This window comes from Streptococcus sp. 596553 (assembly GCF_900411395.1).
Taxonomy (GTDB): Bacteria; Bacillota; Bacilli; order Lactobacillales; family Streptococcaceae; genus Streptococcus; species Streptococcus mitis_BA.
Genome location: NZ_OXCQ01000002.1, coordinates 143,976 through 166,790, shown reverse-complemented (window position 1 = coordinate 166,790; position 22,815 = coordinate 143,976). Strand labels below are relative to the sequence as shown.

The window sequence follows — 22,815 nt, the reverse complement described above, 5'->3', positions numbered from 1 at the left end:
TTCTTATTTTATAAGCTGCTTGTAAAAATTCTCTAAGACCAAAAAAAGAAAGCTCATTTCTAAGCTTTCTTTGCAATCATTTTTTCTGCTTCTTGTTCTAAAAATAGTTCCAAGATTTTCTTTGTCAACGTAATCGCTACTGACAAGGTCAGAGAAACGATTAAATAATTAGCCACTAAGCCGTGATCTCCAACCAATGGCGGTTTTGTCAAGAATCCGTAATCCCCACCTGTTACCAAATTGACTACAAAAATCAAGGCATTTAGTCCAAAGGTCATGAGAAAAATTCCCTTCACATCCAGCAATCGCGCATTATACTGTCTCAAGAGATAAACTAGAGAGTTCCCCAAGAGTGCTAAATGCCCAAAAATAAAGGATAAAATGGTGATATGGGGGAAAGGATAGGCATCTGACACTGGATAAACAAAGGCTGCTAATGTCCCAAATGTTCCTAGTAATGCAAAATATTGCCTATATTTAGACTGACCAGGAAGCAAAAGCACCACAAACATAGCCATACGGCAATGGTAAAAGGGTAAGCTTTCTGATAGTGGCATATGGTTGACCCCATACCAACCATAAAGTAGGATTAACTGAACGGCCTGTAAAATCTGGAAAAATCGTTGGTAAACTCTCGTTTCACGATAGCGATAGGCTGTATAAAAGGTCAAACCCAAGAGTGTAAATATACTGATATACCAAAAAAGATCAAACTTGGGTGGTTCTGTTGCTTGGGTCGTAAAGAAAATATCCCATAAATTCATCTAGTCTTCCTCATGATTCAAAATTTTCCTGCATTTTATTATACCATGCTATTTGTCAAAAATGGATTTATAAATACGTAAATGTTTGACAAAATCACTTGTCTTCAGTTTCTAAACTTTCTACCAGTTTGGCTAGATTCATAGAATTGGAGCCTTTGAGTAGGATTTGGTCGTGGGCTCCAAGGCTTTCTTTGACCTGCTTAACTAGGTCTTCAAATTGGTCTTGATCTTCTGTTTTTTTGAAGTAGTAAACGTGGCCGATTGGGAACATTTGACTAGCCAATTGGGCTAATTCAGCAATATCTTCTCCATAGAAAATCACGGTATCAAGCACATCTGGCGAGAGGCTCAAAATCATCTGGTTATGGAGTTGAACTGACTGGTTACCCAGTTCCTTCATGTCCGCTAAAACCGCAATTTTCTTGCCCCCTTCATTGGCTGGAATGGCAGAAAAAGTCTCCAAAATTAACTTCATAGCAGTTGGATTGGCATTATACACATCTGATAGGATATCTGCTCCATTGGCTGCTTTCTTCCACTCGGTACGGTTACGCGTCAATTCAAGATTTTGGAAGGCCAAACGGATTTGCTCCTCTGAAACTCCTTCTTGCAGGGCAACATAGGATGCAATCATAGCATTAGTGGCATTGTACTTACCAGTCACTGGCAAATCAAGGGCTTGTTCCAAGAAATTAGCCTTAAAGGTCAGACTGTCCTTACGCTCAACCAAGTCTGTGATTTCCAGCTCTGCTCCTTGCCCAAAACGGACCACCTTTTTATCAGTTGGCAAGTAGTCCTCTACAATCGGGTCAGCTGGCGCCAAGAGCAAGGAATTCGAAGCCATGCCATCTGCAATTTGCATTTTCCCTTTAGCAATCTCTGAACGGTCTTTGAAAAAGGCCAAATGTGCTTCTCCAACCAAGGTCACGATGGCTGTTTTTGGACGAGCCAATTCTGACAAGAGATGAATATCTCCCAAGTGATCCTGTCCCATCTCCAAAACCAACTTTTCTGTTCCTTCAGGCATGTGGAGAACTGTGTAGGGAAGGCCAATCTCGTTATTGTAGTTGCCTTGCGTTTTGTAGGTCTTGTATCTTGTTGATAGCAAGTGCGCCAACATGTCTTTGGTCGTTGTCTTACCATTTGAACCTGTGACCGCAAAGACATCAACAGCTGTTTTTTCAAGATAATAGGCAGCTAGGGATTGAAAGGCAGCCAAAACGTCATCTACTAGAATGTAGGGATGATTTGCGACCTCTTTCTCAGACAGGGTTGCAGCAGCGCCATTTTCAAAAGCTGTTTCGATAAAGTCATGGCCATCACGCGCACCTTTAAGTGGCACAAACAAGTCCCCTGTCCCAATCAAACGACTGTCAAACTCAGCTTTCTCTAACTGGGTATCCTCAAAGATGCTGATATCATTTTTAGCTCCTACAACTTGAGCCACTTCATGAATTGTTAATTTCATTTCTACTCCTTTAAAAAAGGTCGAAGCTCGAGAACTCTAGTCACCTTGCAGTGATGGTTCTGGCTCCTACCCTCTCTTTCATTCTTATAGCAAATGCGCTTCGCGCTTGTCAAAACTTTCCTTGGCAAGATCAACCAATCGCTCGATTAAGTCTGGATAGCTGATTCCCATATTATCCCAAAGTAGTGGGTACATAGACCACTGGGTGAAACCTGGCATGGTATTAAGCTCATTTAGGAAGATCTCTCCCTTATCTGTATAGAAGAAATCGCAACGAGAGAGACCGAGGCCACCAATGGCACGGAAGGCCGTTTCTGCATTTCGACGCATGACAGCTACCACATCATCACTGATTTTAGCTGGGATATCCATAGTAATCTTGTTATCAATATACTTGGCATCGTAATCATAAAAGGCAACATCCTTGACTACTTCTCCTGGTAGCGTGCTTTTGACATCGTAGTTGCCTAGTAGACCAACCTCGATTTCCCGGGCATTCACTCCTTGCTCTACCAAGACACGGCTGTCATATTGGAAGGCAAGTTTCAAAGCTTGACGGAGTTCTTCTTGATTTTCAGACTTGGAAATACCGACACTAGAACCCATGTTTGACGGCTTAGTGAAGACTGGATAAGTCAATTTTTCTTCCACTTCAGCAATTTTAGCAGTCACATCGTCCCCTTCAACAATAGCCACATAAGGAACTTGGGCAATGCCAGCAGATTCTAACACACGCTTGGTCGTGATTTTGTCCATGGCAAGACTAGATGACAAGATATTACAGCCGACATAAGGCATTTTCAAAACTTCAAGGAAACCTTGGACAGAGCCATCTTCTCCCATCGGACCGTGAAGAACTGGGAATACCACTGCTCCCTCTTCGTATATAGCACTTGGTACAACTTTCTTATCCCAATCAATGGTCGCATTGGTCATGAGACGATCCTCTTGGCCTGGAGTCTGACTAAACTCTTGCGTTTTGATAAAGTCACCTGACTGACTGATAAAGAAAGTCTTAACTGTGAAACGGTCGTAATTGACCGCACGCATGACACTCTCAGCTGAAAGGACAGAGACTTCGCGTTCCGCACTCCGTCCACCATATAAAAGAATAATCGTTTGTTTCATATTACTTGTCCTAATTCTACTAGAATACTCGCTCTTTAGTATATCATATTTGCTTGGTTTTTTAAAACTTGAACCTGATCCTACTCATCACACTACACAAAAAGAGGCCAATATGAACGATTTTCAGCCTCCTTGATTTTTTATAAATGAATGGACTTCGTAAATTTGTCCACACTTACAACTCTGTCCGATTTTCAATAGCCCGTAAGAGTGTGACTTCATCTGCATACTCGATATCTGCTCCCACAGCAAGACCTCTTGCCAGGCGCGTAACCTTGATGCCAGCTGGCTTGAGCAAACGCGAAAGATACATGGAAGTCGCTTCCCCATCTGCTGTGGCATTGGTTGCTACGATTACTTCTGAAACCTCACTATCCATCAGACGAGTCATGAGACTCTTGAGATTGATATCATCTGGACTGATACCATTCATAGGAGAAATGAGGCCATGCAGGACATGATAGAGACCATGGTATTCTTGGATGTTCTCCATGGCTGCCACATCACGACTATCCTCTAGCACCAAAATCGTTGTCTGGTCACGACTCGGATCGGTACAAATGGAGCAAGGATCATCATCTGTCAAACGTCCACAAACGGAACAGTAGGTCAATTCTCTCTTAGCAGAAAGGAGATTTTTGGCAAATTCATTGACATCGTCATCAGACATCCCAATCGTATAAAAGGCCAGACGCGTGGCCGTCTTAATCCCGATACCTGGTAACTTGGAATAACTGTCAATCAGCTTGGCAATGGGTGTTGGATAAAGCATAATTTCCTTTCTAGTTCATTGGATGGTATTTTTGATACAGATTGATAATGTCACGCGCAATGGAAGGTCCTACACCATTTGTTAGATTGGTATTATGAGGAAAGACCACTGCAACAGCGATTTGGGGATTATCAGATGGGGCATAGGCCACCGCATTGGTATTGGTTGCTTCCTGACCATCTGCCACATAGCTTTCGGCTGTACCCGTTTTTCCGCTAATAGATACCAAGGCACCATTTGAAAAGGCACGTCCAGTTGTCAATCCACTAGTCCCATGAGCAACCTGATAAAAACCTTGGTGCAAGATACTCATATCGGAGTCGGATATATTGACCTTATTCATCTCTGTCGGTTGCAGTTGCTGAATCAAGTCACCCAGTCCTCCCTTATCATTATTACCATAAATGCCTTCAACAATACGAGGAGCCACACGAACACCATCATTTGCAATAGTTGCTACATACTGAGCCAACTGCATGGGCGTATAGTTATCAAACTGCCCAAAGGCATTGGTGATGTAATTAGCAAAGCTATACTCTTTGGGAACAAATCCAGTAGATTCATCTGGTAGGTCAATTCCGGTCGCAGCCCCCAAGCCATATTCGCCAAAGGTCGCACGAAGTTTTCCCATAGCTGTTTCCAAATTGCTGGTTCCAACAAACATATTTGGTTGATAGGTCTGGCCCATGATTCCAAGAGCGGTTTGAACCATGTAAGCATTGGATGAATACTCCAAGGCTTCCACAGCTGTAATAGGAAAAGATCCATATGCCAATTTATACCAAGAATAAATTGGAGCTGAACCTTGGAAAACAATAGGCTGATCTGTTAAGGTTTGGTTTCCTGATAAAACACCATTTTCCCAACCTGAGCTGATGGTAGCGGCCTTAACAACCGAACCTGGGACAAAGACATTGGTTACCGTTCCCAAGGAATCAGGAGTCAACTCTCCCGTTTTCAGGTCATGTTTGAGTCCTGACATAGACAAAACAGCACCTGTTTTGGGGTTAAGGGCGACTGCATACACACCCTCAGAATACTTGGCTCCACCATTTCCTAGCTCGGAATTGAAATAACTTTTCAGCAAAGCATCCACGCTATCTTGGAAGGCCAAATCAATGGTCAGTTTGATATTGTTTCCCTTACTACCTTCCTCAATTGTGTCCACGCTTTCCATATTGCCATATTTATCCAGATGGATTTCTTTTACCGAGCGTTTTCCTTGTAAGGTCTCTTCATATTGCTTTTCCAAATAGGAGGTTCCAACACGGTCATTTAGAGAATAGCCTTTTTTAAGATAGGCTTCTGCTTCTTCCGCTGGGAGACCAGCTTTTTCACTGGATACACTCCCTACTATAGAAGAAAGGGAAGTTTCCAAAATCTTTCGATCCCAAGAAGTAGAAATACTAATGCCAGGCATCTCCTTTGAAATAGAGGCAATAACAGCCACCTGAGAATCATTTAGAGGATCTGTCGCAATGGTTCCTGTCGCAAAGTTTCCAACAGCATTTAACTGACTAAAAAGATAGATTTCTTTCTTTTCATCCTCTGTATAGTTTAGTTGACTTGTTGGGACACTATCGACCGCATTGTTATACAGTTCTGATTCGGATAGGCGATTGCCATCTGAATCCAATCGTTTCTCACTCGGGAGAGCTTCCACTGTTTTTTTATAGATTTCAGGATCAGCCAAATAGTAATCAGCCAGCTGGCGTTCTGTCAAATTTGGCGAGCTAATACTCACATAAGTCAGTAACTTTTTAGCTATTTCTTTTAAGTCTGTAGCCGTCATTTTATTGCTACGCGTAAAGGAAACAACCTGCTTTAACGTATTTTCTACCAAAGGTTTTCCACTAGCATCATAGATTTCCCCACGGGCAGAACTGGTTGTGACCTTGGTCTGACTAGCTGAGGCTAGCTTTTTTTCGTAAAAATCCTTGTTCAAAATCTGCATATACAACAAACGACCAATAATGGTCATAAAGAGTAAAATGACGATTGAAAACAATAAATTAAGCCGAATCGGAATCGAATGGCTGTTAAATTTTCTCATACAAATCAGTCTCATTTCTAACTTAAAATCTTACTCTTAATTGTACCACAATTTGAGCAGAAAATTATGGAAAAGAAAGAAGCTTTTTTTCGTTTTTACAGTAAGATACGTTTTTATTTATCCATCCCTATATTATATGTTATAATGAATGTAAAAGTTCAATAATCTAGTCTTTTTCCAACACGACTCATTTAAAGGAGCCTTCCCTATGGACAAACCAGATATCGCAACTGTCATTGATTCACATTTTGAAGAAATGACAGACCTAGAGCAAGAAATCGCTCGCTATTTTTTACAAGCAGAAACCATTCAAGATGACCTTTCCTCCCAACAGGTCACTCAAAAATTACATATCTCTCAGGCTGCACTAACTCGCTTTGCTAAAAAGTGTGGCTTTACTGGCTACCGAGAATTTATTTTCCAATACCAACATCAGACAGAAAATCAAGTCAACCAAGTCTCCAAGCACAGTCCACTGACCAAACGAGTCCTCAGAAGCTATAGCAATATGAGGGAACAAACACAAGACTTGATTGACGAAATCCAACTAGAACGAATTGCCCAGTTAATCGAAGATGCTGAGCGTGTCTACTTCTTCGGAACAGGGAGTTCTGGCCTCGTCGCTCGTGAAATGAAATTGCGGTTCATGCGTCTGGGTGTGGTCTGCGAAGCTTTGACAGACCAAGACGGCTTTGCCTGGACAACCAGCATCATGGATGAAAATTGTCTCGTACTTGGTTTCTCACTTTCTGGCACAACACCTTCTATTTTAGATAGTCTATTAGATGCCAAGGAGATGGGGGCAAAGACTGTACTCTTTTCAAGTGTCCCAAATAAAGATAGTCAGACCTACACAGAGACTGTTCTTGTAGCCACCCACAGCCAGCCTTCCTATATCCAACGAATATCCGCTCAACTTCCTATGCTCTTCTTTATCGATTTGATTTACGCCTACTTTTTGGAAATCAATCGCGAAAGCAAGGAAAAAATCTTTAATAGCTACTGGGAAAATAAGAAACTCAACGGCTATCGTAGACAAAAACGTGTCAGAAAATCCTAGTTTGGCTCAGCCAAACTAGGATTGTTTTGTCTTAATACTCTTCGAAAATCAAATTCAAACCACGTCAGCTTCGCCTTGTCGTACTCAAGTACTGCCTACGGCTAACTTCCTAGTTTGCTCTTTGATTTTCATTGAGTATAAAATGATAATAAGCACCCAACATACCTGCTGTATTTTGGTGATGGGCAAATTCTAATCGTGTTTTTTCAGCTAGGCTTGGCACCAAGGCTTCTTTCAAGGCTGTACGGATTTTGGGTTTGAGAATTGCCTCTTGTCCCATGATACCGCCACCGAGAATGACCACCTCTGGATTGGCAACGTAGCAAATATTTGCCAGACCTTTTCCTAGATAGTCTACCATGCGGTCAATACCTTCCATGCAGAGTTTATTGCCCTCAGTGGCTTCCTTGAAAATGCGTCGGCCATTCCACTGGTCAACTGGATCTCCATGTGCTTCAGCTACATATTTCACTAAAGCTGTCGTAGAAGCCAAGTCTTGGAAAGCTCCATCCTGCATATGCATATACCCAACTTCACAGGCTGAATTGCTAAATCCATGGAAGACTTTCCCATCCATAATCAAGCAACCACCGATACCTGTTCCAATGGTCAAGCAAAGGGTGACACTCGCTCCCTTGCCTGAACCAGATACCGCTTCAGCCAGACCTGCACAGTTGACGTCATTCTCAATTTCACAAGGAATAGTAAAGCTAGTCTCGATTTCCTTCTTGAACTGGGTTCCTGCATAATTTGGAATCTGAGGCCCAGCATAGAAAATCTCACCCTTATCTGGATCCACCATTCCTGCAGAAGAAATGGCAACACCTGCTACTGGGCCTTTTTCTAAATAGCTAGCTACAATATCTTTGGTTTTTTGTAAGATATGAGGTCCACCCTTATGCGCCTCTGTTGGCATTTCATGTGATTCAACAAGTTGGCCTTCTTGGTCGATTAAACCATATTTGATGTTGGTTCCACCAATATCAATTGCAACGTAGTGTGTCATAAATACCTCCTTATGGATTAGAGGAAGCGCTCCTTGGTTTCGCGAATCAAGGCTGCAGCTGCTTCTACAACTGGACGATCTTCTTCAGTCACTGGTGTCAATGGTGAACGAACAGAACCAATATTCAAGCCTTCATTGATCTTCAAGACTTCTTTGATGACACCGTACATATTTCCATGTGCAGCAGTCAATTTACCAATGATAGCGTTGATAGCATACTGCAATTCACGCGCTGTTTCCAAATCTTTATCTGCAATCAACTGATTGAGTTTCAAGAAGAGTTCTGGCATAGCACCATATGTACCACCGATACCAGCTTTGGCACCCATGAGGCGACCACCTAGGAACTGTTCATCTGGACCGTTAAAGACGATATGGTCTTCCCCACCAAGGCTCACAAAGGTTTGGATATCTTGAACTGGCATTGAAGAATTTTTAACACCAATAACACGAGGATTTTTCAACATTTCAGTGTAAAGGCTTGGAGTCAAAGCAACCCCTGCCAATTGAGGAATGTTGTAGATGACATAGTCTGTATTTGGAGCTGCAGAACTAATATCGTTCCAATATTTGGCAACTGAGTATTCTGGCAAGCGGAAGTAAATTGGCGGAATCGTTGCAATAGCATCTACTCCCAAACTTTCTGCATGGCGAGCAAGTTCCATACTATCCTTGGTATTGTTGCAAGCTACGTGAGCAATGATGGTCAATTTACCCTTGGCAACTGCCATGACTTCTTCCAAGATCAATTTGCGGTCTTCAACGCTTTGGTAGATACATTCACCAGAAGAACCATTGACATAGAGACCTTGAACACCTTTATCAATGAAGTATTGAACCAAGGCACGCGTACGCTCTGGACTTACTTCTCCTTGATCATCATAACATGCGTAGAAGGCTGGAATGACACCTTCGTATTTTTTCAAATCTGACATAGATTTTCTCCTATTATTTTTATTTTCTGCTAAAGCAGATTCTTTCTGTACTTCTTTAGTATACACTTTACCGAAAAGGCTTTCAATATCTTATAGACACTTAGATTTTAGTTTCTCGCTTATAGAATAGCGTTTGGAGCGTTTGAAAGTAGTTTCAGAAATAATTGCACCCCTTACTCATACTTAGCAAATAGCTTTTCCATCACTCCCACTTGTAAAAAAGCAAGAAATCCAAAACCAAAGAGAATAAAAGCTGATCCTCCCAATAGCAGGGTAAAGGCTGATAGATATAGAATCATCAAAATCAAAAAGATAATTACAATCATTAAGATAAACCAAGGAGCATTAAAACTAGCCAACATCAATCCTTTTTGAAGAATTTCTTTCCAAGATAGGTCATAACGTGCAGCGATGGGATAGCTAGCCAACATCACGATAGTAAGGAAAATCAAAATGCCTAGACAAATAGCTTTCAGCAATTGGAAGGGCAGAGCTGTTTGACCCCAGAAAAGATAAAGATCTAAAAGAGCAAGAAATACAATTCTTAACTCCAACAACCCCAACTGAAAACCTAGTTTCAGATTTTGCCTGAAAACTCTTAGATAGGTTCTAAAAACTGGCACCCGTCTGCTCTTCTTAACTTCGAACATGGTCTCGTAGAGGCTGATTTTAGCCACTCCAATCGTTACGATTGGCAAACAAGTTACTACAAAGAGAAGATTGACTGTTACAATATCTAAAACCTTCTCACTAATTCGCATTAGAAAATTATCTGTATCAAATGCAGCCTTGATGAGACTTCTTCCTTTTTGTGACATGTTTGCTCCCCCTATAATTTAATTTATATCACTTGCTAAATCATTCCGATTTATCAATTGATAAGATTCAACTCTTAAACTCAATTTTCAAAAGTGCTTAGTAAGATAGTCATCAGCTATCTCTGCTGATCATTCTAATCAATTAAAATTTTAAACAAATACTTGCGAACCTTGTATTCCATACCTGCATAACCATTTGGTTGATGTGGCTCACCTGGGAAGAAAATCGCAAAATTGTGATAACCCAACAAGAGTGGGTAGTGTTCATGACAATGAACAAAGCCAATATCACTTGCTTCGTCAAATGCTACTGCCCCGTCTTTGATACGTGAACCGTAACTCGAATATTCATGTCCTTCTACCAGCAAATGCAAGTCTGCATAGTTCTGATGATGCTCAAATTGATCATTTTCAGCTTGATTGAGGACATTTTCCTGAACAACTAGAAAGACCTTGCCCCCGTCAATCTCATACTTACCTAATTCGAAAGAATCCTTACGGTGCTGGTAGAGATAGTCGATAGCCTTGTCTAGATTGGGATGAATTCCTTTGTAAAAGGTAATGTTTTTCAAATCGTCAAAAATCATACTGTTTCCTTCGTTTCTGATAGTTAACTAAAACCATTCTTAAGTTGATAAGTGTCTGACAAAACTTCATAAAGTAACTGCATACCCTCCATTTTGTAGACACTTATAACTCTATATTCTTTTAATCTATAAAATATACTTCTGTATTCTGATAGATTGATTTTCCTATACTCAATGAAAATTGAAGAACAAACTAGGAAGCTAACCGCAGGAAATACTTAAGTATGGCAAGGCGACGCTGACCTAGTTTGAATTCGATTTTCGCAGAGTATTATCCTTTGACCGCTCCCATAGTAATACCTTGTGTGAAGGATTTTTGGAAGACTAGGAAGACTGTTACGATTGGAACAGCAGCAAGGGCAGCTCCTGCCATAATCAAACCATAGTTGGTTGCCATTTCAGCCTGCATGGTCGCAACCCCAAGTGAGATGGTCAAGTTGTTACGTGAAGTCAACATTACCAACTGCATGAAGTAGTCGTTCCAAGTATTGATGAAGGTAAAGATTGCAAGAGCCGCAAACCCTGGTTTCACAATCGGGAAGGCTACGCTCCAGAAGGTACGAATCTCACCACAACCGTCAATTTTAGCTGATTCAAGCAACTCTGTAGGGATATTTTCACTAAATTGTTTCATGAGGAAGACCCCAAATGGCCATCCAATCAAAGGCAAGATAACTGCCCAAAGAGTATCATGAATTCCCATGAAGTTGACAATACGTACCAATGGTACAAGGACAACTTGTTTCGGAAGAGCCATGGCAGCAATAAAGATTGCAAATAGAATGCGTTGACCATAGAAACGTTTTTTAGCCAATACATAACCTGCTAGAGATGAGGTTGCACAGACTAAGAACATGGTTACCAATGAGATAAATACTGAGTTCCACATCCATTGTAAGGCAGGGTTCTGCACCATGAGTTGTTGGAAGTTTTCCATGGTTGGCATTTTAGGGAACCATTGTGGCGGAATCATAATGGTATCAGGCTGTGATTTGAATGCCCCTGTCAAAATCCAGTAGAATGGAAAGATGAACAGCACAGTCAACAAGAGCAAAATGATTGTTGAAATAACAGTAAAGGCTGTTAATGGTTTTTTTTCTGTAGATTGCATAGCTGTCTCCTTTCTTTAGTATTCTACGTCGTTTCCGAGCGCCTTAAATTGAACAAAACTTACGATCGCAATCATGACTGCCAAGAAGACACCAATTGTGTTTGCATAACCATATTCTGTCAATTGGAAGGCTTTTTCGTACAGGTAGTACATCAAGGTACTTGTAGAGTAGTTTGGCCCACCAGATGTCAACAATTGAATCAAGGCGAAAACTTGGAAGGAGTTGATTGTCGTGATGATTGCGATATAAAGAGTTGTTGGAAGAAGGCTTGGCCATTTAATCTTCCAGAAAACTTGAAATTCAGTTGCACCGTCAACACGAGCTGCTTCAACCAATGAATTGTCAATATTCCCCATAGCTGCGATGTAGAGGATAATCGGTTGACCAACAGACGTTGTCAAGAGGATAATCATAATCGCCAGCAATGCCCAGTGCTTATCGCCCAGCCATGAAATGTTTTGAGTAATGATATGACTAGATTTCAAAACAAAGTTTAAGATACCTGATAGCGGATCATAAATCCATTTCCAAACAACTGTTACGGCAACACTACCTGTTACAACTGGAAGGAAGAAGACAAAACGGTAGAAAGATCTAGCAATAGCATTTTGATGGTAGGTCTGTGACGCTACAAAGAGCGAGAAGAGAACAACAATCGGTACAGAGCCAACAACCAAAATAACTGTGTTAATCAGAGATTTTGTAAAGACAGGATCTTTAAACATACGGACATAGTTATCTAAGCCCACAAATTCAAAACTAGTCATAGAATAGTTAAAGAAACTTGTGATGAAGCCCATAATCATTGGTACTAAAACAAAGATAATAAAGAAGAACAACACTGGTGCTAGGAAAGCATAGGAAATCACTGTTTCCCGCATACGGATTTTATTGACTTTCACAGTCGGCACCTCTCTTTCAAATAGAATAATTTTTTGACTTTCTTGAACTGTTTTAAAATCAAAATGAAATTTTTTATGATTCGCTTATGTAAGAACTTCATTTTAATTTCGTGACAATTTCTTACATTTTAAACAAAAGCCCCCCTTTTCTTACACTATCTGTGTAGAGGGAAAAGGGGGTATACACTCTTAGGTTCTTTAAAAAACTACTTTTTATAGAATAACTAAGGACTATTGTTTCATAGCTTTTTTGATTGTTTCGTTCGCTTTTTCAGTGAAGGCTTTCAAAGCGTCCGCTGGTTTTTCGTCACCATTTGATACAGATTGCAACATTGGGAACCAAAGTGTTCTCATTTCAGCAAATCCATCAATAGTGTTGTAGTATGGTGAGTAGTATTGAGTCCAGCCGCTGATTGTTTCCATGCGTTTGTCATCATAAAGTTTGCCAAATGAAGTACGGACTGGGAAAGCACCTGTACGAACAACGTCTTTTGGACCCCATTCTTTGTCATCCGCGATAAATTGAACGAATTTCTTAGATGCAGCGACTTTCTTGTCGTCTTTATTGTTGAATACTGCAAATCCGTTTACAAGATATTCAAGAGCTGGTTTACCTTCGTCTGATGGGAATGGTACTTCTACCACTTCTACCTTACTTGCTTCTAAAAGTTTAGCTTGGATACCATTTTGAGCTGGTGCCCAAAGGATTGTGTAAGATGTTTGACCGTTGGCAAAGTTTTGGATATCTGCTCCACCGTCAAATTGTGAACCATTATTGAGCAAATTGTCTTTAATCCAGCCAGTTGCTTTTTCAAGACCTTTGACGAATTTAGGATCATCAGTTGTATATTTGCTAACTTTTTCATCTGTTACAGAACCACTATAAAGGTTAGAGATAAAGGCACGTGTTCCTTGGTCTCCCCCTTGACCAGAACTGAACAATGAACCTGGTGTGTAACCCTTGTCTTTGAGTGCTTTCAATACTTTTTCAAAATCATCAGTTGTCCAACCTTCTTTTACAAGGTTTGCAACTCCAGCATCTTCTAGCATTTTCTTGTTCATTGCCATGTAGAATGGGGCAGAACTAATTGGATACATGTAAGCCTTGTCTCCAGCTTTACTTGCTTGTACGATGTTTTCATTGTTGACATCTTTAACAAAGTCATCTGTGAAGAGGTCGTTCAACTCAGCCAATTTACCGTTTTTACCGTATTGGATGATACGTCCCGGTGCATCAAAGAGTACGTCTGGAGCTGTTCCAGCTTCGATAGCTGTTGTGATTTTTTCAGGACCTGACTTGAAGTCGATGGTTTCCAATTTCACTTTTACATCTGGATTGGCTTTTTCAAACGCTTCGATGATTGATTTTTCATAAGTTCCAACACCGTCACCAGTTTTTTCTTGAGTAAATACTGGGAATGCCCACCAAGTGATTTCTGTTTTGGCACTGTCACCACCTGATTTGCCAGCATCTTTACTTCCGCCAGAATTGCCACAAGCAGCAAGACCAAGAACCGCAGCACTCGCAAGTACTGTACAAGCTAATTTTCTAAATTTCATTTGTATTCTCCTATTTTATAAGCGTATCCAACTTGGATAATGAGTTCTTTATTTCTTGTATGCGATTTCATTTCATCCTACTCATCCACCACTCTCCTCTTTTTTAAGATTGTGTTATTTGAGACCAGCAACAAAGCGTTCTGTAATCTCTTTTGGTCTAGTAATAGCGCCACCAACAACGATGCCTCGCACTCCATATTCAAGGATTTGTTTGGCTTGTTCTGGTGTATGAATTTTCCCTTCTGCAATGACATCTACACCGGCATCGCAGAGTTTTTTGATGAGTTCAAAATCTGGACCGTCTACTTTTGGACTGTAGGATGTGTATCCTGACAAGGTTGTTCCGACAAAGTCAATTCCTGCTTCTACAGCTGCTAGTCCTTCTTCGAAGATACTAGTATCTGCCATCAAAAGCTGGTTAGGATATTTCTCCTTAACCTGACGAATGAACTCTTGAATCTCCAAACCATCATAGCGTTCACGCTTGGTACAATCCAGAGCAATGACCTCGATGTCCAGTTCTGCCAGTTCATCAACTTCTTTCATAGTAGCAGTGATGAAGGGTTCTTGCGGTGGATAATCTCGTTTTATTATCCCAATGATTGGAAGGTTTGTAACCTCCTTGATTTCCTTGATATCGCGAACACTATTTGCTCGGATACCGACTGCTCCACCTTGCTCAGCCGCTTTGACCAGCAAGGGAATCACCCCTCCCGCTTCTGTATAAAGCGGTTCATGAGGAAGAGCCTGACAAGAAACGATGATTCCATCTTTGATTTGCTCAATCAAGGCTTCTTTGCTAATCTGTGGCATCCTCTTTCCTCCTTTTCCTTTTTCTTTGTTTCTATGAGATTATTATACCTTAAAAATAAAACGCTTTCAAGAGTTTGTAGTATAATAGATTTCAGTTTCAAAAACTAGCCAAGTCAAACAGCTCCTCTAAAAGTACTTTCAGAGGAGCAAGTCGACCTATAATAGGAGAATACCAAAATTTAGTTTACAATTTCTGACAATTTTACTTTGCGATCTTCAAACATAGACTGGGTACAAGCATCTGCAGTAGCAATTGCTTCTAGGGCAGCTTCACCTGTCAATAGTTTTGCGAATTCTTCTGATACTGGTGCTCCTTGCATAATCTCATGCAGATAGCGCATTTCTTTATCAATGACTGATGATAACCATAATGGAGTACGTTTACCTGGTTTACCATAAGCAATTGCTCCGTCCATTTCTGTACTATGATAGATACGAGTCCGATCATCATCTTCTTCTTGCGATTCGTGAATCAAGAAATAGCTTTCTTGTCCATCTAGCTTAAGAGTTCCTTTACAGTTGAATAAGTCTAAGCGGATGGCACCTTTGGTTCCTTGGATTAAGACATAATGTTCACCCCAACGATAAGCTGACCCCCATTCTAACAAGGCAAAACGCTTATTAGAAAATTCCATATTGACAAAAATCATATCATCTTCATCACCGAAATGTTCACCTTCATGGGCTACATTTCCACCTGTCATGGTTACAGTTTCAGGCATGCCACCCATAAGGAATTGAACACAATCCAACTCATGGATGTGGTGATACAAGTGACCACCTGATTTTTCACGAATTTTTTTCCATGATACTGACGGTTGTTGTTCTTCCCAACCATTACGAGCTGTGTGACAATATAGAACGTCTCCGATGACTCCTTGATTAATGAGTTCTTTTGCATGATGAACACCATTAAAGAAATTCATAATATGTCCTGCCATAAAGGTTACATTGTTTTCTTTGCATGCATCTACCATCTCGCGACAATCTTGATAAGAAAGCGCAATTGGTTTTTCACAGAAAACATTTTTACCATATTGTGCAGCCTTAATAACCGGTTCCTTATGAAGATTATTTGGAGTTGCAACGATAACACAATCTACTTCATCGCTAGAAACCAACTCATCTAAGGAGCTTGCTACTTTCGCTCCCAATTCTTCTGCAATTGCCTCTGCATTATCTGGATCATAGAGAAGAGTAATCTCTGCTCCATCATTCTTTTGCATATAACGAGCTAACTCAGCCCCAAAATATCCTGTTCCAACAACACCGTATTTAACCATGTTTTTTCTCCTTTATTATTGAATAAACTTTCTAATTTTAACTTATACTCTTCGAAAATCTCTTCAAACCGCGTCAACGTCGCTTCATCTACAGCCTCAAAAACGTGTTTTGAGCTGACTTCGTCAGTTTTATCTGCAACCTCAAAGCTGTACTTTGAGCAACCTGCGGCTAGTTTTCTAGTTTGCTCTTTGATTTTCATTGAGTATTACTTCACAGATCCTTCTGATAATCCACTGGCAATCTTATTTTGGATGATAGAGAAGAAAATGATTGATGGAAGAACTACAATAACAGATGCTGCCATCATATCTCCCCAGTCTAGGATTTCTGAACCGTTAAGTGAACGAAGGGCTACTGCTACTGTCATCTTTCCTGTATTGTTAATCAAAATCAAAGCATACAGGAATTCATTCCAAGCATTGATAAATGTATAAATAGCTGTTGCTACAATACCTGGTGCTACAATCGGTAGCACAACTTTATAAAACGTCACAAATTTATTTGCACCATCAATTCGAGCTGCTTCTTCAATTCCAATTGGAACTGTTTGGAAAAATCCAACTAAGAGCCAAACTGCATATGGAACACTAAAAGATAGATAAACCATCATCAAGCCAAATAAACTATTTGTTAACCCAACTTTAGCAATGGCAATTGAATAGGGAATTGCTAACAAAATTGGTGGGAAAATGTAGGTAATGACGAGTAGTCTCGACATGATTGCTCCCAATTTAGGGAAGAATCGAACAATACCATAGGCTGCCATAGCAGAAATAATAATCGCAATAACAGTTGTAGCTAAGGCAATGATTAAACTGTTTCGAATGTTATCAATAAAGTGCAAATCATTGATAACATGAGTGAAATAATCTAATGTAAATTGTTCAGGCCAAAATCGTGTTGGATACTGAGTTAATTCCCCTTTACCCTTGACAGAAGATATGATAATCCATACCAATGGGAAAATTGCAACGATGGTCGCACCAATCAAGAGTACATGTGAGAGAATATCTAAATAAATACTGGATTTCTTCTTCATTATTTTCTACCCTCCTTTTCCCACTTACTGATGATAGCAAAGTAGATAAAGCAAATCGCCACCAAGAAGATGAAGAGCAATACTGTAACTGCTGAAGCACGACCCAACAATTTAGTTCCCCAACCCAGGTTATATGCAAAAATTGGAAGCGTCGTTGTAGCATTGGCTGGTCCACCACCAGTAATTAGGTAGATAATGTCAAAGTTATTAAAGATCCATACAGTTCTCAAAACAACTAGAAGTCCTACAACCACTTTAATATGTGGAAAGACGATAAACTTGAAGACTTGCCAACTTGAAGCACCATCTATCTTAGCAGCCTCAAATTGTTCTTCGGGTACTGTTTGCAAAGCTGAAAGCACATTGACCATAATCATCGGCGCTCCAAACCAAATGTTGATAAACACCAAACATAGGAATGCCCATGTACTATCTGTCAAAAATGCAGGTGTATGTTCCATTAAACCTAATTTTACGATTAGATTCGGTAAGTAGCCATAAACCCCGTTTAGAATCCATTGCCAAGAGAAGGCAATAACGATTGTAGGAAATGCCCAAGGAACAATCAATAAGGTCCTATATAATTTCTTGAAGTGGCGTACTCTGTGAAGAGCTAAAGCCAATACAAACCCTACTAAAACTTGACCAACTAATGAGAAAATGGTCCACTTAATTGAATTAAAGAACGCATTAAAGAAGTTGGGATCTGATAGCACAGCTTTATAGTTAGCTAAACCAACAAATTTGTAATTGGGCATAATCAAATGCTTATTGGTAAAGCTATAAAAAATACTCGAGAAAAACGGATAAACAAAGAGTAATCCTACGATAATCATAGCTGGCAAAACAAATATCCAGCGAGTTAAATTACGTTCTTTAACCATTCTCCTTCTCCCTTCTTTTACAAGATTGGGCTAGGGCTTTTCAGCTCACTAGCCCACCTATTTTCTAGTCTTTTACATCTACTGAACAGCCTCAAATAAATCGTTTAATTGTTTTTCTGCTTCTTTTGCTGCTTTCATAGGATCTGTTCCATTTGTAATGATATCTTGGAACATTTGTTCAATAATGTGTTGGTTAGTCAACATACCAGCTTGTACACTTGGTCCATTTTCATAACCAATAGCAGTACCTTTTTTAACAGCTTCAGTAATTACTTCTTCAGCATGTTTAAATTTCTTACGAGTTTCATTTTCTTTATAGGCTGCAGAATCGCTAATCCCCTTAATAGTTGGCAACATACCTACTGGAGTTGAATCAAGGAATTTAACATAGTCTTCTTCATTATAAAGTGATTCTAAGAATGCTTTAGCAACTTCTGGATGTTTTGAATTTTTCCAAACAACCATTGGAATGTTTGAGGTCTCAATTCCTTGGTCTTTATCAGATTCTTTGATTTTTGGAATAGGATAAGCATCAATCGAATCAATCAGTTGAGGACTGTTGGCATTGATGCCTCCAATATGGAAGCCAGAGTTAAAGTCAAATGCTGTTTTTCCTTGATAGAACAAGGTAGCTTGTTGAAGGACATTAAAGTTCAAAGAATCTTGAGGTGAAATTTCTTTATACATTTTAACCCAGTATTTAATACCATCTTGAGCAAGTTGACTTGTCAAATCTGCTTTAAGATCTTTTGTTAAGAGGCTTCCTCCACCACTACGTACGTAGAAGTTCAAGAAGCGTGTTGCCATTAAGTCATTTGTTCCGAACGGAACAGACAAGCCATAAACTCCAGCTTCTTTCAATTTTTTAGAAGCTTCATAGAGTTGATCCCAAGTTTTAGGAACCTCAATATTATGTTCTTTTAACAAATCTGTTCTAACCCACATGACTTGTGCATGTGAATAAAGAGGAACAGAATAGTAATCATCTCCGATTTTTGCCTCATTTAAGGCAGTTTCGTTAAATTTATCCTGTCCAATACGCTTGATAGAATCGTTTAACGGAACCAAAGCATCTGAGTTGACCATTTCCATTACTTGGTTAGGAAGAGCCGTACTGATATCTGGCACATTCCCATTTGCTAAACCTGTAGTCCATTTAGTATAGAAGTCATTCCAAGAGAATGTTTCAATCTTAATTTTCGTTTTCGGATGCTTTTGCATGAAGGCATCTGCTGATTTTTGAATACTTTCTAAACGGGGTCCTTGAGTAAAGGAGTGCCACATTGTAATCTCACCAGATAATTCTGTCGGTGGTTCAGTACTAGTTGTAGCTTCTTTTTTTCCTGAACAAGCTACCAAGGCAACGGCTGCTAGCGCAACTCCAGCTAGACATAAAAACTTTCTCATTTTTTTCATCGTTCTTCCCTTTCTACATTAAGAAATCGCAACTTTAAAGACAACTTTTTTCACAGGTTCATCATTTATACGAACCTTGGGTTGATGTAAATCTTCTGGAAAAGTGATGAGACATTCGCCAGCTCTCAAATGAACCAACTGTTCCACTTTCCCTGTGTATAATTCAATATCCTTCTCTTCATCATACTCTTGGGTAACGCTTACATTTTCCGGCGACGTAACAGCCATGGCTTCTTCGTTTTCCAAAACTAAATGAATATCCAAATATTTTTGGTGTGTTTCAAAGAAAGCCCCTGCTTGACCATCTGCTAGATAAGTAAAGCAATTCCCAAACAATCGATCTCCATCGATAGCAATCGGACCTTCTGTTAAATTTTCTAGTCCTGTTTTTTCTAGAAAATCTATCAATGTTGCAAAATGTGGATTTACTCCCACATAAGTTCCTAAACGGCTAATTTTTGTAATAATCATCTCTTCTAACCTCCTTTCTCAATCTCTTTTTCCTATCCAAGTTCCCCATTCTTCTGTCTAGCATTTTCTACTAGAAGGACATAAAAACACAACACTCTCTAGCCTATACTCTTTGAAAATCTCCTCAAACCACAGTCGCTTCACCTTGGATTATATAGGTCAGTCTTATCTACAATCTCAAAGCGGTGTTTTGGGCAATCTGCTACTAGCTTGCTAGTTTCTTCTTTGATTTTCATTCAGTATCTCCTCAACCTTCACAAGGAGATCTGATTTTTCTAGCGACAAACAGAATAAATGAGTTAGTTCAATTAGCTACCTTCCTTATAGATGAAATTGATATTCATGAAGGAAGTCGCCCTTTATTTTTTGCAAAAGATACTAGTATGAATCTATTTGGGAAATTGAATTTATAAGCTGCTCACTTATACTCTTCGAAAATCAAATTCAAACTGCGTCAACGTCGCCTTGCCGTACTCAAGTACAGCCTGCGGCTAGTTTCCTAGTTTGCTCTTTGATTTTCATTGAGTATTAGTTTTTCTAAAATAATTCTAATCTATTATTCTAGCACTAATAGACTCTTTGGCTAAATCTCCTTTCTACATCTCGTTTCACCAAGAACTTTTAAGAGAGAAATACTCTAAATTAGTTTTGTTACCGTTTTCAATTAGAGTATACTTTTTTTTTTTAGCATTTCAAGTCTTTTTCTAATTTGGAATTTAGTTTCAAATCTTTTTAACTATAGCAACTACATTAAAAGTACTTTCAAAAATAAGTAGGTTTCTTGCAAGACTTGTTTTGAGTGGACAAGATAAAAAACAAGAAAGTCAATTTTAGGAGAAAATGAAGGAAATATAGCAGATTGAAATAAGATGAGAATAAATCGATTGGGAAAGTAAAATCAAATTTATAACAAGGATTTAGAAGCTGCGGTATACTATTCTGTTTTCAATCAACTATAGTGTACTAATGTAGATTCAATGCACTATAAAACGCATAGTATCAAGGTTGTTCAATACCTGATACTATGCGTGTTTGTGTTTTTTAAGATTTTGTGCCTAGAGTTTTTTAATTCCAAGAATGCCATCTTAACCAGATGGTTTTCTTGTCTATTATTGCTGATCTTACAACAACGCCTCAAACTCAGATACTGACATACCCAACTGCTGACTGGCAACCTCGGAAGTCAGAAGTCCTTGGCGAACCATATCCAGAAAGGCAAAAAGTTTTCCACGTTCAAGTCCTTCTGCCCGACCTCTCTCCAACCCTTTTTCTTCAGCTTGTTCCAAGGCATAGTCCTGTGCTAACAAAGCTTGTTCTTCTCGCATACGTAGTTGACTAAACATTTTCCTGTCCTCCTCGGACCAGCTCTTGTAGTCCAGCAGTTGATCTGCTTGGCTGATGGCTCGCTCGGGTTGTTGAGTAAAGGGTTTATTACCGAAAAACTCTAACCATGGTTTGCGAATACTATCTTTGCTGGTTTCTCTATATTTTTTTAATTCCAAGAACGCCATCTTAACCAGATGATTTTCTTGTCCATTGTTTGTAATTGTTAAAGCCTCTCCCGTCGTATCCTCTCGCATGCTAAAACTATGAAAAGCCAAGTCATCTGAGAAGTAGTTACTATCCACGATTGCGATAGCGTATACTGGTGCGATATGTTTGTAACTCTGGTGAGTATTTCCTTCTTGCTGGCGGATTTTTTCAAGATTTTGATTGACCTGACTACACAGATATGCCCACAGGCGATTGATGAAAAAATTCTGATGGTGGACTTGGATTTCAATAATAACCTGGGTTCCATTATCTAGTTCAGCCAAGACATCTATGCTAGTATAGAAATCTTGGGCTGAATAAGGCAGAGAAGGTAGTACATGAATATTGCTTCCCTCTAAAATGGTTACATTTTTGGCTGGCAAGTCCAGCATATCGCGAATAAATTGACAAGTGATTTCTGGGTTGCTGAAAATTTTCTTAGCAACCAAGTCATTGGTCGGGCTAATGCCCAGATGTCTTAGAATCATCCTTTTCCTCCTTCTATTATACCATAGTTTTAAATCTAATTTTGCTAGATTCTATGGTTCTATCTATTTATTCGGAAAAGAAGTGAGAAAGTTAAAAACTATTGACCCTAATCACTTGCAAAGATATATATATTGCTCACATTATTTATTAAAAGCTATATTTTACAAAAAAGATTACAAAATCAACCATTTTAGAAAATCCTTACCACTTTCTAGACTATGAATTCTAGTGTTTTTATACTCCTAGCTTTCTCGTCAATATGCCATAAAGCAAGTTCAGTTGATCCATTCCCCGTACTCGTTCACTCTATAGCCGTCTGGTGTTAGCGATACGAAATTTTCCTAAACCTTTTAAATATAAAAACATCTTTTTCCTCACTTTAGTTTCTAATACTTATTTATCCAGATATAATAGCTTACAATCTTTTAAAATCTTCAAATAAGTTATGATTGTTCCATACTCTTCAAACCATGTCATCTTCGTCTTGCCGTATGTATATGTTACTGACTTCGTCAGTTCTATCTGCAACCTCAAAACGGTGTCTTGAGCTGACTTCGTCAGTTTCATCTACAACCTCAAAACGGTATTTTGAGCTGACTTCGTCAGTTCTATCTGCAACCTCAAAACGGTATTTTGAGCTGACTTCGTCAGTTCTATCTGCAACCTCAAAACGGTGTCTTGAGCTGACTTCGTCAGTTTCATCTACAACCTCAAAACAGTG

General features: G+C 39.4%; 22 protein-coding genes. 1 reads left to right on the top strand and 21 read right to left on the bottom strand.

What is annotated here, in order from left to right:
* Positions 1-59: 59 nt before the first annotated feature.
* The 5 genes from DSY56_RS03715 to pbp2b form a co-directional block, all read right to left on the bottom strand.
* On the bottom strand, positions 60-764 hold the full coding sequence (locus tag DSY56_RS03715; protein WP_112443903.1) for a YwaF family protein: 705 nt from the start codon (positions 762-764) through the stop codon (positions 60-62).
* A gap of 94 nt (positions 765-858) precedes the next feature.
* Complete coding sequence (locus tag DSY56_RS03710; RefSeq protein ID WP_112443902.1) at positions 859-2,232, bottom strand: UDP-N-acetylmuramoyl-tripeptide--D-alanyl-D-alanine ligase; 1,374 nt, start codon at positions 2,230-2,232, stop codon at positions 859-861.
* 84 nt (positions 2,233-2,316) lie between these two features.
* Entirely contained in the window at positions 2,317-3,360 is a 1,044-nt protein-coding gene (locus tag DSY56_RS03705; protein WP_112443901.1) for a D-alanine--D-alanine ligase, read from the bottom strand.
* 175 nt (positions 3,361-3,535) lie between these two features.
* Entirely contained in the window at positions 3,536-4,132 is a 597-nt protein-coding gene (recR, locus tag DSY56_RS03700) for a recombination mediator RecR (protein ID WP_000966760.1), read from the bottom strand.
* Between the two features lie 10 nt (positions 4,133-4,142).
* Positions 4,143-6,200, bottom strand: a complete 2,058-nt coding sequence (gene pbp2b / locus DSY56_RS03695) for a penicillin-binding protein 2B (protein WP_080564682.1) — start codon at positions 6,198-6,200, stop codon at positions 4,143-4,145.
* 193 nt (positions 6,201-6,393) lie between these two features.
* On the opposite strand from pbp2b, the gene DSY56_RS03690 reads away from it, so the two are divergent.
* Positions 6,394-7,245 carry a MurR/RpiR family transcriptional regulator gene (locus DSY56_RS03690; protein ID WP_112443900.1) on the top strand — a complete coding sequence of 284 codons (852 nt, stop codon included), beginning with the start codon at positions 6,394-6,396 and terminating at the stop codon, positions 7,243-7,245.
* Between the two features lie 109 nt (positions 7,246-7,354).
* On the opposite strand, the gene DSY56_RS03680 is transcribed toward DSY56_RS03690, so the two are convergent.
* The 16 genes from DSY56_RS03680 to DSY56_RS12000 form a co-directional block, all read right to left on the bottom strand.
* Positions 7,355-8,251: an ROK family protein gene (locus DSY56_RS03680; protein ID WP_112443899.1), complete on the bottom strand. Its 897-nt coding sequence runs from the start codon at positions 8,249-8,251 to the stop codon at positions 7,355-7,357.
* A 17-nt stretch (positions 8,252-8,268) separates the two neighbouring features.
* Positions 8,269-9,186, bottom strand: a complete 918-nt coding sequence (locus DSY56_RS03675; protein WP_001281495.1) for a dihydrodipicolinate synthase family protein — start codon at positions 9,184-9,186, stop codon at positions 8,269-8,271.
* A gap of 173 nt (positions 9,187-9,359) precedes the next feature.
* The gene (locus DSY56_RS03670) at positions 9,360-10,004 is read right to left on the bottom strand and encodes a YesL family protein (RefSeq protein ID WP_112443898.1); all 645 of its coding nucleotides are present in this window, start codon (positions 10,002-10,004) and stop codon (positions 9,360-9,362) included.
* A gap of 134 nt (positions 10,005-10,138) precedes the next feature.
* Positions 10,139-10,591: a YhcH/YjgK/YiaL family protein gene (locus DSY56_RS03665; RefSeq protein ID WP_112443897.1), complete on the bottom strand. Its 453-nt coding sequence runs from the start codon at positions 10,589-10,591 to the stop codon at positions 10,139-10,141.
* Between the two features lie 271 nt (positions 10,592-10,862).
* Positions 10,863-11,702 (bottom strand): carbohydrate ABC transporter permease, encoded by an 840-nt coding sequence (locus DSY56_RS03660; protein WP_001192006.1) that lies wholly within the window; start codon positions 11,700-11,702, stop codon positions 10,863-10,865.
* Positions 11,703-11,717: 15 nt separating this feature from the next.
* Positions 11,718-12,584 (bottom strand): carbohydrate ABC transporter permease, encoded by an 867-nt coding sequence (locus DSY56_RS03655; RefSeq protein WP_162278974.1) that lies wholly within the window; start codon positions 12,582-12,584, stop codon positions 11,718-11,720.
* 252 nt (positions 12,585-12,836) lie between these two features.
* A complete protein-coding gene (locus tag DSY56_RS03650) occupies positions 12,837-14,165 on the bottom strand; it encodes an ABC transporter substrate-binding protein (RefSeq protein ID WP_112443896.1) in 1,329 nt (442 codons plus the stop codon).
* A 114-nt stretch (positions 14,166-14,279) separates the two neighbouring features.
* Positions 14,280-14,978 carry an N-acetylmannosamine-6-phosphate 2-epimerase gene (locus DSY56_RS03645; RefSeq protein WP_112443895.1) on the bottom strand — a complete coding sequence of 233 codons (699 nt, stop codon included), beginning with the start codon at positions 14,976-14,978 and terminating at the stop codon, positions 14,280-14,282.
* A 179-nt stretch (positions 14,979-15,157) separates the two neighbouring features.
* Positions 15,158-16,261, bottom strand: coding sequence for a Gfo/Idh/MocA family protein (locus DSY56_RS03640; protein ID WP_112443894.1), 1,104 nt, complete (start codon positions 16,259-16,261; stop codon positions 15,158-15,160).
* Positions 16,213-16,461: a hypothetical protein gene (locus tag DSY56_RS12260; protein ID WP_112443893.1), complete on the bottom strand. Its 249-nt coding sequence runs from the start codon at positions 16,459-16,461 to the stop codon at positions 16,213-16,215. The genes DSY56_RS03640 and DSY56_RS12260 overlap by 49 nt, the downstream gene beginning before the upstream one ends.
* A gap of 6 nt (positions 16,462-16,467) precedes the next feature.
* Entirely contained in the window at positions 16,468-17,301 is an 834-nt protein-coding gene (locus tag DSY56_RS03630) for a carbohydrate ABC transporter permease (protein WP_000730468.1), read from the bottom strand.
* The gene (locus tag DSY56_RS03625; protein ID WP_000237985.1) at positions 17,301-18,185 is read right to left on the bottom strand and encodes a carbohydrate ABC transporter permease; all 885 of its coding nucleotides are present in this window, start codon (positions 18,183-18,185) and stop codon (positions 17,301-17,303) included. Before DSY56_RS03625 ends, DSY56_RS03630 begins: the two co-directional genes overlap by 1 nt.
* 78 nt (positions 18,186-18,263) lie before the next feature.
* Positions 18,264-19,601, bottom strand: a complete 1,338-nt coding sequence (locus tag DSY56_RS03620) for an ABC transporter substrate-binding protein (protein WP_000738775.1) — start codon at positions 19,599-19,601, stop codon at positions 18,264-18,266.
* A gap of 18 nt (positions 19,602-19,619) precedes the next feature.
* The gene (locus DSY56_RS03615) at positions 19,620-20,072 is read right to left on the bottom strand and encodes a YhcH/YjgK/YiaL family protein (protein ID WP_049512399.1); all 453 of its coding nucleotides are present in this window, start codon (positions 20,070-20,072) and stop codon (positions 19,620-19,622) included.
* 1,121 nt (positions 20,073-21,193) lie between these two features.
* The gene (locus DSY56_RS03610; RefSeq protein WP_112443892.1) at positions 21,194-22,093 is read right to left on the bottom strand and encodes an Rpn family recombination-promoting nuclease/putative transposase; all 900 of its coding nucleotides are present in this window, start codon (positions 22,091-22,093) and stop codon (positions 21,194-21,196) included.
* A 394-nt stretch (positions 22,094-22,487) separates the two neighbouring features.
* Positions 22,488-22,661, bottom strand: coding sequence for a hypothetical protein (locus DSY56_RS12000; RefSeq protein ID WP_200832355.1), 174 nt, complete (start codon positions 22,659-22,661; stop codon positions 22,488-22,490).
* Positions 22,662-22,815 lie beyond the last annotated feature (154 nt).